Annotated in this window: 8 protein-coding genes and 1 pseudogene (1 of these 9 running past the window's edge); 6 read left to right on the top strand and 3 right to left on the bottom strand. The window is 42.9% G+C overall.

The window, feature by feature from the left end; genetic code table 11:
- The 5 genes and pseudogenes from CLV95_RS01505 to CLV95_RS01485 form a co-directional block, all read left to right on the top strand.
- Positions 1-422, top strand: the final stretch of a protein-coding gene (locus CLV95_RS01505) for a FapA family protein (RefSeq protein WP_002727454.1). 1,564 nt of this gene lie to the left of the window's left edge; the window shows 422 of its 1,986 coding nt (coding positions 1,565-1,986); its start codon lies off the left edge, out of view; its stop codon occupies positions 420-422.
- A gap of 7 nt (positions 423-429) precedes the next feature.
- Positions 430-783 carry a hypothetical protein gene (locus CLV95_RS01500; protein WP_011670378.1) on the top strand — a complete coding sequence of 118 codons (354 nt, stop codon included), beginning with the start codon at positions 430-432 and terminating at the stop codon, positions 781-783.
- Positions 784-831: 48 nt separating this feature from the next.
- Positions 832-1,342 (top strand): annotated as a pseudogene (locus CLV95_RS19985) (hypothetical protein); the annotation flags it as partial.
- Between the two features lie 688 nt (positions 1,343-2,030).
- Positions 2,031-2,312, top strand: coding sequence for a DUF370 domain-containing protein (locus CLV95_RS01490; protein WP_002727460.1), 282 nt, complete (start codon positions 2,031-2,033; stop codon positions 2,310-2,312).
- Positions 2,309-2,869, top strand: coding sequence for a guanylate kinase (locus CLV95_RS01485; RefSeq protein ID WP_077022052.1), 561 nt, complete (start codon positions 2,309-2,311; stop codon positions 2,867-2,869). Before CLV95_RS01490 ends, CLV95_RS01485 begins: the two co-directional genes overlap by 4 nt.
- Positions 2,870-2,916: 47 nt before the next feature.
- Here CLV95_RS01485 and CLV95_RS01480 read toward each other — a convergent pair whose 3' ends face one another.
- From CLV95_RS01480 to CLV95_RS01470, 3 genes are all read right to left on the bottom strand, one after another.
- A complete protein-coding gene (locus CLV95_RS01480; protein ID WP_002731933.1) occupies positions 2,917-3,780 on the bottom strand; it encodes a hypothetical protein in 864 nt (287 codons plus the stop codon).
- Between the two features lie 34 nt (positions 3,781-3,814).
- Positions 3,815-5,791, bottom strand: a complete 1,977-nt coding sequence (locus CLV95_RS01475; protein WP_002727427.1) for an ATP-dependent DNA helicase — start codon at positions 5,789-5,791, stop codon at positions 3,815-3,817.
- 118 nt (positions 5,792-5,909) lie between these two features.
- Positions 5,910-7,502, bottom strand: coding sequence for a sodium:neurotransmitter symporter family protein (locus CLV95_RS01470; RefSeq protein WP_002731700.1), 1,593 nt, complete (start codon positions 7,500-7,502; stop codon positions 5,910-5,912).
- Positions 7,503-7,862: 360 nt separating this feature from the next.
- Between CLV95_RS01470 and clpB the strand changes: the two genes are divergently transcribed.
- The gene (clpB, locus tag CLV95_RS01465) at positions 7,863-10,442 is read left to right on the top strand and encodes an ATP-dependent chaperone ClpB (protein WP_002727413.1); all 2,580 of its coding nucleotides are present in this window, start codon (positions 7,863-7,865) and stop codon (positions 10,440-10,442) included.
- Positions 10,443-10,551 lie beyond the last annotated feature (109 nt).

Raw genomic sequence — 10,551 nt, 5'->3', positions numbered from 1 at the left:
CGGATTACGAGTCCAAAATGCACGAAAGTCAGGCGAAACACGAACAGGTGTTTAAAAGTCTTAAAACTCTTCAAGCCAGAAAGGAATCCGATCCTGCCTCTTTTACGGAGGAACATGAAAATCAACTCGGTAAAATGCAAAAAGCGGTGGAAAAGCTCGATTCTCGAATTCAAGAATTTGAGACTGAGATCAACAATCTCAAAAACTACATGGAAGAAAAGTCCTCGTACGGCAGGATCAGTATCGAAAAAGTTCTCTACGGCGGAGTAACAATGAGAATCCGTAACTCGGATTTCAAAACGAGAAACGAGATTAAGAATAAAACTTTTGTAGAAGAAAACGGAATGATTCGCCAGGTACCTTACGAGGATCCGGAACCGGATAAAAAAGACTGGAGAAAAAAGCGAAATCGTAGTAATTAAATCTTAGATGAGGCTAAGCGATACTTTTTTAGGCTATGGTCAGGCTCCGGATATGATTCGGAGGCAACAGGTGGAAAATCCTTTCACCATGCCTCATATGATTTCCGAAACCGCTCGAATGGTTAAGGAATACAATGATACCCGAAAATATGCGGTCGAATTGTATACCGATGTTTTTTCTCTTTCTCCTGAATCCAGGGAAAGAATGTCCTTTGCCAGAAGTCAAAAAATAGACCAAATTAAGGACCGGTTAAAAACATACAAGCCGGCCTCAGGAGATAGGAGCGAGACTTATTCCGCCGACGGCCAAAAGGAGTCTAACGCACCGACCAATCGAGGTAGAATTGAATTTTTCGCCTAAACTTTTTCTGAAGGGATGTTGTTGGAGACGATACCGGGAGAAAAAGGTATGGAGTTATTTGCAGTTTTAGCGATCAACGCGGTCGTTTCTGTAGTTTTATATTATACGATCACTTCGAAAGTAACCGAAAAAATTCGTACTCATATGTTGAAGCGGATCAACGAAGAAATTCGAGACTTCGTGGATGAGTTGGAAACGGAGTCGCTTAGACAAGTGGATTTAATCGGCTCTAGGATTCTCACTTTTAAAGAGATGACTTTTAAGGTGGAAGAGCTTGTCAAAAGGATCGAACAAGCTACCACTCCAGGTATTTTGGATAAAATCCGGTTAGAAAGTCCGGGTACTTCGAATCCAGAAAACGTGAATCATTTTATGGAAACTTCTTCCTTTGCTTCCGAAAGCGGTTCTCCGGGAAAAAATCCTTCCTTTTCCAAAGTTGGTGAGGAGGAAAAACCTACTTTAAGAAATACGAATCTGGCAAAAATTCCCGATTCCGTCCAACAAGGAATCGGTTATATCTACAAGGAAAATTTGGACCTTGTAAAAGAAGAAGGTGAAGTTCGTTCCACTCCACAGTCGACTCCGCTTCAAAACCCATTGACCGCGAGCGCCTCTTCGAACGAATCCGCGGCTGCAACGAATTCGCGCATTTTTGCATCAGAGAATTATTATATTCAAAAACAGAAAATTATTGTATCGGGTCAAAAGACGAAAACTCAAAATCCGACCGCGGCGCAAACGCAATCTCGCAATCAAAACGAAACGCAGACGGGGCAGGGTTCTACTTCCAATCTCGTTTTGGAGACGATCGGCAGAGGCGTTCGTAAGTTTTTTGGAATCCAAGAAATCAAAACGATCCAGAAAGAGGATTCCTCCGGGAACGATTTTTTTCCGGGAACTCGAAATTCCACTTTGGATATTTCCCTGGATGAAGACCCTTTTTCTACTATTCCGGATTCCACGTTAAGTGAAACTCCGGTTTTTAAGGATAATCTCAAACCCGCGGATTTCGGTAGAATTCTCCAGGAAAATAAAGCCGGTTACAAACCTATCAAACCGGATTCCACTCGAATTTCAGCGGAAGCGGCGCTGCTTGAGATCGGAGAAGATTCCACAAAAATAGAGAAAGTTGTTTTCCTTTTAAAAAGAAAATATACTCATGAAGAAATTTCGGAAGTTTTAGATCTGGCGCTCGGCGAGGTGGATATCATTGAAAGATTTAGGTTGGACAGAAATAGGAGGTTCTGATGTCCCAGTTTAGCGTACTCAATGTAGGATTCGGGAATATCGTTCTGGTTTCTAAGATCGTTAGTATCATTCATTCGGATTCTGCGTCCGCTAAAAGGATTCGGAACGAGGCTAAGAGCAATAACAGTTTGATCGATGCGACTCAAGGCAAAAAGACCCGTTCGATCATTGTGACCGATAGCAATCATCTTATTCTTTCCAATCTAAGAGTGGAATCTCTTGCCAAAAGAATCGAATCCAGCGATAACTCGATCGCTTCCGAAGAGGAAGATCTAGACTGAATTCTCCCAAACTTTTTGTTCTTTCTTCCGTTGCGGGAGGGGGAAAATCCACACTCATTCAAAAGCTCAGAGAAAAACATCCCGATATTCTTTTCTCGATTTCGTGTACTACCCGAGCTCCTCGCCCGGGAGATAAGGAAGGAGTCACGTATTTCTTTCTAACAAGGGAAGAGTTTAAGAAGGGAATAAAGGATTCTATGTTTTTAGAATGGGCTCTCGTTCACGATCAGTACTATGGCACTCCTTTGAAATTTATTGAAGAGGCTTTTCAAAAAGGTTCTTCCGTGATTATGGATATAGACGTCCAGGGTGCGAAAATCATCAAAGAAAAGTTTCCGGGAAGGATTGTGACGATCTTTATTCTTCCACCGAGCGAAAAGGAATGGGAAAGACGTCTTCGAGATAGGGGAACCGATTCGGAAGAAAGTATCTTGAAAAGAATCCGAAACGGTAAGTCCGAATTGGAACGTCAGAATGAATTCGATTATAAGATCGTAAATGACGATCTGAATCAGGCTCTTGCGGATTTGGAGAGAATCATTCTTTCTAAGCCCTAAATAAACAACCTCATTTGCAGAAAATGCTCGTCGTAGTTCCTACGAAATCATTTATCTTTCAGAATAATGACCCTACAATTCTTCAGAGCCGATTTAGTTTTAGGGGAGGCGAGGAGTTTTCTTGCGTCTTCTGCCGCGATCACCGGGTTCACGGGATAATGGCCTGTAACACTTAACGCAGTTACGTAGTAGGGTTTGATACCGGCAATCCGAGAACGGAAGGCTTCTTCCGGAGTTTTCATATAACTTACATAACCGTTTCGAACCACATTTTCCTTGGAAACGAAATAAGGAGAATAAAGGCTGTTTCCTTCTTCCGAAAGAATTTCCGGAAACAAAGCGGTATCCAATTCCAGGTGTCTGGCGTCTACGATGAGAGAAGTGAATTCCGCGGCCAGTGTAGGGGCCGGATATTCTGGAAAACTTTCCGTATCGTAGGGAAGAAAAACGTAATTCAAAATGCCTCGTTTTCCTTTGAATTGAATGAGGCCTTTTGCGATCACTCGATTTTCCACAAAGTTGACCGTTGTAAACATCGGTTCGATCTCGAAGATTTGGTTGAAGATTTCTCGAAATAGAGAATCTTCTTTGATTTTTTCTCGAAGAGTAAATTCCGAATCCAATTTCAGAGTATCTATTTTTCGAAAAAGAAATTTTTTGAGTTCTTCCTCCGCGTTTAAGGAAGCGTTTTTTCTTGCTTCGGTCAGGTTTTTTGCGGTGTTTTCTGCACCCCAATTCGGATCCTCTACGGAATAGGTAAGCTTTGGAAGTTTGAAAGAGAGAGTTTTCTGAATCTCTCCTTTTTTCCAATCAATCACCGTATTCGTATAATCTTTATTCTCAAAAGAGAACGGGTTTTGAATTGGGACCCAAAAAAGAAGGAGTAGGAAAAATCGGACTATGGAATTCATTTAGATTCTCAAGAAACGGAAGTACGTCTTCTATTTATTTCGGCAGATTAGCGAATTCTCTCTTTAAATCTTCCCGGTTCTGAATCAATTTAGCGGGAGGAAGGGATTTCAAAAGATCCTTTCCATAAGATTTTGTGAACATTCTAGGATCCAAAATAGAAACGATCCCTGTGTCCGTACCGGAACGGATCAAACGTCCGAATCCTTGTTTGAGAACTGTGCAAGCGTATGGAAGTTGTAACTCCGCAAAGGGATTCCCGCCGAATTCTTTTAGTCGTTCGCTTTTGGTTTCCAAGACCGGATCGTTCGGAACCTGAAACGGAAGTTTGGCGATGATGACGGATTTGAGTTTGTCTCCTCGGATGTCGATTCCCTGCCAAAACGTAGAAACTCCGAAAAGTACACTGTTGGGGGTTTCGAGATACATTTGTTTGGCTCCGTCCGGTCCCAGATCGGATTGGGAGAATAGTGGAAGAGTGGTATGGGGACAAATCGCTTCGTAAACCAGTTTCAAGGACTTAAAAGAAGTAAACAGAACAAATGTATTCCCCCGCGTCAGTTCGATGAGCCAAAGGATTTGTTTAGCAAGATCCGCATGATAGCCGTCCGGATCTCCTACCGGATCCCGAATTTCCTTCGGTACGTACAAAAGAGCATTCTTTTGATACGGAAAAGGAGAAGGAACCGTAAGATTAGAAGCCTGTAAGTCCCCGATTTTTTTTTGAAAGTATTTAAAATCGTTTCCGGATGTGGAAAGGGTTGCCGACGTAAACACGATCGACTCCATCCGAGAGGCGAATAGGTCGCGAATAATCTCGCTCGGACTTAAAGGTTCCATGCAAATTTTATAATAGATCTCTTTTGAACTTTGATCAGGAGGTTCGATCCAATACACAAGATTCGGATCATCCACTTGGCGAAAAGTTTCGAGACCGGTTGCAATTTCGTTGATCCTTCCGGCTAACATCTCTAAGGCGAGGGCGGATTCTCTTTCCGCGATATCTTCGTTATCCTTGGATAATTTGGAAAGATGTTTCTGAAGAATTTCGGCGATCTCGGCAAGTACCGCGGCAAATTCGCCTCGATCCAACTTTAGAGGTCGTTTGATCCTTTGAGGACTATAAAAATTCAGAGGGACTTCCCCGGAAAGTGCGTTGAAAAAAACGGTTAGAGTTTCACCCGCCTTTGTCACTAAATCCTTGAGAATGTTCGAGGAAATCGAAACTGCAACCCCCGTGTTTTTATTCGGAAGCCAGATCTGTTGTAGAAGTTTTTGGATTTCCTGAGAACGAACTTCTCGGCGAAAAGAAGAACCGATGATGTCAGGAAAGTTATGCGCTTCGTCCAAAATCACTCGATTAAATTCGGGAAGAATATTGAAGTCACTCGCGATATGCGCCGCCAAAAGGTGATGGTTTACAATTAGAATGTTACAACGTTTCCATTTCTCCCTTTCTAAAAAATAATAGGAATGAGAAAAGTTGGGACAATTTCTTCCGAGGCAATTATCCGCCTCTCTCGTGATTTTGTTCCAAAAATCGTAGGAAGCCGTTCCCATAAATTCCTGTTTTCTTCCGGACTCTGTGGTTTTAATCCATCGGTTGAAAGAATCCAAATGAGGAATCATCTCCGGGCCGAAGGTTCCGTCCCGCAACACATGATTCATCTTTCTTTTGCACACATAGTTGGAGGAGCCCATTGCGATTTCCGCTTTTAGATCCGTTCCTAAGATTTTGGAAACCAGCGGAATGTCTTTTAAAAGGAGTTGCTGTTGAAGGGATTTAGTTTCTGTGGAAATGACGACGGGTTCTTCTGTTTCGATCGAGGCAAGTGCTGCGGGAATCAGATACGCGAGAGACTTACCGACTCCCGTTCCCGCTTCTGCAATCAAATGGGTTCCTTGAAAGAGGGAATCTTCTATCTTTTGGGAAAGTTGAATCTGGCCTTTTCTGGGTTCGAAATCGTTCCAGGTCGCGGAAAGTTTATCAAAGTATTCTAATGAACGATTCAATGGTTTCTGGTTTTAAAAAGTTTAAAAATGCAGAATATAGTAAGGCTACTCACCAAAAGCAGAGAAATAGTCATGATCGAAACACCTTGCCAAGTCAAACCTTCTTGTGCTAAGAATATCATCTTAAATTTACTCTTTTTTCTTTATATTTCAGGGCGTAGTGTACGAGAAGCACAATCAAACTGAAGACGATCAGAATTCCGAAAAAAACGGATTTTGAGACGAGCGCTTTCATACGGGCCGCTTCTACGGAAGTTCCCCGAGCGATTGCCTGTGAAATCATAGCGTCCACACTCATTCTTTCAAAATGACCGGGAAGATTTTGGATGAGAAAGGCGATAAATACGACGATTAAAAACACCGGAGTTATGTATTGAATCACGAACCAAAAAAATCTTGGAAGTTCAAAATGAGAACCTTCGTTTCCGTCTTCTATACCTTTTTTGGCTCCGATTTTCCAACCGAATAAAAAAATTTGAATACTTGCAAGTATGAAGATCAGAATGGTCCCGACCCAAAAGTCCGCGAGTTCGAGGGCTTGAAAGTTTTGATTGAAGTAAAGAATCGGAAAACATAGACATCCGGTGAATACGAACAGGATAAATGTGGAAGTATGTCTGCGAATTCCGAAGGATTCCTCCAAAAAGATGATTCCCGGTTGTAACATCGTAACGGAAGACGTGATTGCCGCAAGAAAGAGAACGAAGAACCAAATTGCACCGAACCATTCTCCTCCGGGCATCAAAGAAAAAACGGAAGGAAGTGCGATGAATCCCATACCGAACGTGCCGAAATCATTAATCGAAGCGCCTAAGAAAAGAAAGGAGACCGGGATCGTAATCATACCGCCGATTGCAACTTCCACGAATTCGTTTAAAGAAGCGGCAGAAAGGGAAGAAAGGACTACGTCGTTGTCCCGTTTGAGATAACTTGAGAAGACGAGTGCAATTCCGAAACCGGCGGACAAAGTGAAAAAAATCTGACCCGCCGCGGCGATCCAGACCTCGGATTTCAAAAGAGCCGACCAATCTGGGTTCCACATCTTACCGAGACCAATCTCGATGTTGTCTAACGTAAGAACTCGAACTAAAATCACGGCGGAGCAAACGAGCATAAGAGGGACCGCGATTTTCGCAAAGGTTTCGATTCCTTTGGAAATTCCTCGGTAAACGAGCGCGAAGTTGAGGATAAAACAAGTGAGAGTAGTGTAGAAAATTTTACCCGAAATCGCGTCTCCGTTTGCGCGCGCTCCGGTAATGTCCAAATAATAATTTCCTGCGGCTTCGATGATCTGTGATTGGTAAGCGTTTCCGTTCGGGTTCAGTCGGATCTGGCCGGTTAGGAATTCGAAGGAATAGGCGAGACACCAAGCTTCAATAAAAACGTAATATATATAAATGAGAATGGGAATTGTGATCCCGATAGCTCCGACAATTCGGAGAGGAAATCCGGAAAGAAAACTTTTGAACAAAAAGGGAGCGCTGTGGCCGGTGCGACCTCCCATTCTTCCCATGATCCATTCCGTAATACAAACCGGGATTCCGACCAGAATGAAGCTGATGATGTAGGGAACCATGAAGGCTCCACCGCCGTTTGCAACGGCTTGTCCGGGGAATCGGATGAAATTTCCGAGACCAATCGCCCCACTTGCCACGGTGAGGATGAGTCCAGTTCTGGATTTCCAGTTTTCTTTTGGGGGTTCTTTACTCATGATGCCTTCTTGTAAAACGCACGTTAAACCCCTTGTTGTCAAAGGAAAAGTAGATGGTTTTACAAAAAACGGGACATAAAATGGATGAGATACTTTTTCAACTTTAGAGTTCGGAATCTTAGGAGGTTGGGGGTTTCCTTTCGATTTACTGTTGATGGAATGTGGAAACTAGGTGTTGTAGTCTCGCTGTATAGATGTAGAAATTTGCCTGATCACGAATTTATTTCCGTAATAGTTCCCACATTCTAGAAATGAATATGGGTTGCCTATTAAAATGAGGGTGTCAATATGGCAGATAAATTTGAGATTTTTTAGAATCAGAGAGTCTAAATTCTAAATGAAAAGTTGGAGAATTAGGGAATGAAACTAGATAAACTCACTACAAAATTAAATGAAGCGTTGCATAACGCACAAGTTTCTGCCGAGAAGTCGGGAAATCCGGAAATCAGTGAAGAACACATTCTTAGAGAAGTTTTGGTCCAGACCGACGGACTTGTTCCACTTTTGATTTCAAAACTCAACCTAAATCCGAAATCCTTTCTCGGAAAAACCGAAGACGCACTGAGGCGGCTTCCGAAAGTCGGAGGCACTTCTTCCGCTGATGTGGGATTCTCACGTTCCGCAGTTTCTCTTTTGAAAACTGCGGATGAAATCCGTAGGGAACTAAAAGACGAGTATTTATCAACGGACCATGTAATTCTCGGGCTTATGAAAAACGGAGTCGGACCGTTGAAGGAGGAATTTTTAAAACTAGGATTAGAATATTCTAAATTACTTAATATTACTTTGGAGAATAGAAAGGGAAAGGCAATCATGGACGATTCACCGGAAGGAAAAATGGACGCTCTTGCAAAGTATGCAAAAAATCTTAACGACCTCGCCAAACAGGGAAAACTTGATCCCGTTATCGGAAGAGACGAAGAGATAAGAAGGACGATTCAAGTCCTCTCCAGAAGAACGAAAAATAACCCGGTTCTTATCGGAGAACCCGGAGTAGGTAAGACTGCGATCGTAGAAGGACTTGCGAACAAGATCGTACAAGGGGAGGTTCCGGAAGGAATCAGGAATAAAACTCTTTATACCCTGGACCTAGGTTCCATGATCGCTGGAGCCAAATACAGAGGGGAGTTTGAAGACAGATTGAAAGCCCTTCTCGACGAGGTTAAGGCTTCGGACGGCGAGGTTATTTTATTTATAGACGAAATTCATACTCTTGTAGGCGCCGGCGCAACGGAAGGTGCATTAGACGCTTCTAATATGCTGAAGCCGATGCTTGCCAGAGGAGAACTCCGATGTATCGGTGCTACCACTCTGAAAGAATATCAGAAATATATTGAAAAGGACGCCGCATTGGAAAGAAGGTTTCAACCCGTTTACGTTAAAGAACCTTCCGTCGAGGAAACGGTTACGATCTTAAGAGGACTCAAAGGACGTTACGAGCTCCATCATGGAATTCGAATTCTTGATTCCGCGTTGATCGCGGCGGCTACCCTTTCCAATCGGTATATCGCTGACCGTTTCCTTCCCGATAAAGCGGTGGATTTGATCGACGAGGCGTCTTCTAAGATGAGAATCGAGATCGACTCCATGCCGGAAGAATTGGATCGCGCGAGTAAACGGATTCAATCCTTAAAAATCGAAAGAGAGGCGTTGAAAAAAGAACAGGATCCCGCTTCGAAAGAAAGATTGAAATCACTCGAAAAGGATCTTGCGGAACAAGAGCAGAATTTTCAGACTTTGAAGGCGAGATGGGATTTGGAAAAATCCAAAATCTTACGATTGAAACAAATTAAGGAAGAGATCGAAAAGTATAAAAACTTAGAAGCGGACGCGGAAAGAAAAGGAGAAATCAATCGAGTCGCCGAAATCCGCTACGGAAAACTAGTCGATTTACAAAAAGAATTCGAAGCCGCAAACGAAGAATTAAAAAAACAAGAAGGGGCCTCTCGGCTTTTGAAAGAAGAAGTCTCCGAAGAAGACATTGCGAACATCGTCTCTCGTTGGACCGGGATTCCCGTATCCAAAATGCTTCAAGGGGAAAGAGCAAAACTTCTTTTGATGGAAGACGCTTTGAAGACAAGGGTTATCGGCCAGGATCACGCTCTCAAACTTGTATCTGAAGCGGTACAAAGATCAAGGGCTGGGATTGCGGATCCGAATCGACCGATTGGAACTTTCTTATTCCTGGGACCTACGGGAGTTGGAAAAACGGAAACCGCAAAGGCTCTCGCTGAATTCTTGTTCGACGATGCAAATGCGATGCATCGAATCGATATGAGTGAGTATATGGAAGCGCATTCTGTTGCGCGACTTATCGGAGCGCCGCCCGGTTACGTGGGATACGACGAAGGAGGCCAACTCACCGAGGCGGTGAGAAGAAGACCATATTCTCTGATTCTATTCGACGAAGTTGAAAAAGCGAACCCAGATGTATTCAACATTTTTCTTCAAATTTTAGATGAAGGAAGATTGACCGATGGAAAGGGGCGTAACGTTGATTTCAAGAACACGGTGATCATTCTCACTTCCAATATCGGATCGGACATTTTGGGTTCTTCCGAATATAGCGCCGAAGAAAAAGAAAGATTAGTCGAAGAACGTTTGAAAAAACAATTCAAACCCGAATTCTTAAACCGAATCGACGAAGTGATTCTATTTCATTCAATTTCAAATTCCGTGATTCACAAAATTGCAGACATTCAGTTGGAGGCGTTGAAACAAAAGGCGAAGGAGAACGGTTTGGATGTTCAGTTTACAGACGAATTGAAGGACTATGTTTCTAGAGCAGGTTTTGATGCCGAATACGGAGCTAGACCTCTGAAACGTTTGATCCAAAGAGAGGTCGGCAACTCTCTCAGTCGTTTCATTTTAAACGGTAATTTTTCGGACGGACAAAAAGTGGCTGTGGATTATAAACAGGGAAAAGTGATCGTAGTTTAAACTGGGGCCGATTGTTTATTGTGGAACGTAGAACCCGTCTCAAAACATCAAAATGTAGAAACTACTACAATCTTAAACGACAGGAAAACCGGCAATACGATGTAATCTG

Source organism: Leptospira borgpetersenii serovar Javanica (assembly GCF_003046425.1).
Taxonomy (GTDB): domain Bacteria; phylum Spirochaetota; class Leptospiria; order Leptospirales; family Leptospiraceae; genus Leptospira; species Leptospira borgpetersenii.
Note: the sequence above shows the minus strand (reverse complement) of the source record. Positions and strands in the feature narration are given on the sequence as shown.